Below are 1,555 nucleotides of genomic sequence, written 5' to 3'. Positions count from 1 at the left end.
CCCTCTTGGTCAGGATGGGGTGAGACACCGCGTGTGAGTGCGGGGTGCTGACCGAGGGCGGGATCGGAGATCCTGGTGTACGTGTCGACATCTTCTGAGGACCAGCCCGTGCAGGGTGTGCCGGGCGGGTCTGATCCGGCGCCGAGGCCGTCTCGGCGGGCGTTCAGCCCGGAGTTCAAACTCGCGGTCCTGACCGAGTACGAGAACGCCCCGCATGGGGAGAAGGCCGCGGTCCTTCGCCGCGAGGGCTTGTACTCGTCGCATCTGATCGAGTGGGCCCGAGCCCGTGACGCGGGCGCCCTCACCGGCGGCGGCGAGAAAACGTCTCCGGCTTCCTGGCCGCGGAAGACCGCCGAGCAGGTCGAGTTAGAGAAGCTACGCCGGCAGAACGAGAAACTGCAGGCGGATCTGAAGAAGACCCGGATGGCGTTGGACATTATGGGAAAAGCACACGCGCTCTTGGAAGAACTCTCCGAGAGCGCGGACAACGATCCGCCGCCGAGCAGATCCTGACCACCGCCTTCACCGACCTGCGGTCCGCCGAACTGTCGGTGCAGCGCTGCTGTGCGCTGACTGGAACGTCACGGGCGACCCACTACCGCCGGAAGAACGGTCTTGGGCCGGTGCACGGGCCGTGGCTGCCACGAACCCCGCCACCCTCGGCGTTGAGCGACACCGAACGGGTCCGGGTCCTCGAGGTGTTGAACAGCCCCCCATATGCGGATCTGGCGATCCCGCAGGTCTGGGCCCGGGAACTCGACGACGGCCGGTACTGGTGCTCGCTGTCGACGATGTACCGCATCGCTCGCACTGCCGGGCAGGTCAGGGAACGACGCCGGCAGGCCACGCACCCACCGCGGGTGCGCCCCGAACTCGTCGCGACCGGCCCGTCGCAGGTCTGGTCGTGGGACATCACGGCGTTGAAAGGACCCGTCAAAGGAACCTGGTACCGCTGCTACGTCATCATCGACATCTACTCCCGCTACATCACCGGATGGCTCGTCGCGGCCGGCGAAGACGCGGTCCTGGCACGGGACTTCCTCGCCGACGCGGTCACCCGCAACGGCGTCGAACCGCACACCATCCACGCCGACCGCGGCGGCGTCATGGTGTCGAAACCCGTCTCCGAGATGCTCGTGAACCTCGGCGTGCTCCGCTCGCATTCGCGGCCCCGAACCTCAAACGACAACCCGTACTCCGAAGCCCAGTTCAAAACGATGAAATACGTGCCCGACTTCCCCGACCGGTTCGGATCCCTCGCCGACGCCCGCGCCTTCTGCGACACATTTTTCACCGCCTACAACCACGAACACCGCCACTCCGGCATCGGCCTGCACACCCCGGCATCAGTCCACTTCGGCACCGCCGAGCAGATCCGGGCGCACCGCCAGACGACCCTCGACCAGGCCTACGCCACCCACCCCGACCGGTTCACCCGCCGCCCACAAGCACCCCGGGCACCCGACACCGCCTGGATCAACAACCCGGCCCGGCAAGAACAACCCACCCGCTAACGACAACCTGTCTCAGGTTGACTTGACAACTACCGGCCTGC

Annotated in this window: 2 protein-coding genes; both read left to right on the top strand. The window is 66.8% G+C overall.

The window, feature by feature from the left end:
- Positions 1-108: 108 nt before the first annotated feature.
- A complete protein-coding gene (locus tag ABZV00_RS37770; protein ID WP_355615447.1) occupies positions 109-513 on the top strand; it encodes a transposase in 405 nt (134 codons plus the stop codon).
- A 38-nt stretch (positions 514-551) separates the two neighbouring features.
- On the top strand, positions 552-1,514 hold the full coding sequence (locus tag ABZV00_RS37765; RefSeq protein WP_355615444.1) for a DDE-type integrase/transposase/recombinase: 963 nt from the start codon (positions 552-554) through the stop codon (positions 1,512-1,514).
- Positions 1,515-1,555: the final 41 nt, after the last annotated feature.

Source organism: Micromonospora sp. NPDC005173 (assembly GCF_040608515.1).
GTDB lineage: Bacteria > Actinomycetota > Actinomycetes > Mycobacteriales > Micromonosporaceae > Micromonospora.
This window is presented reverse-complemented; position numbering and strand designations above follow the sequence as displayed.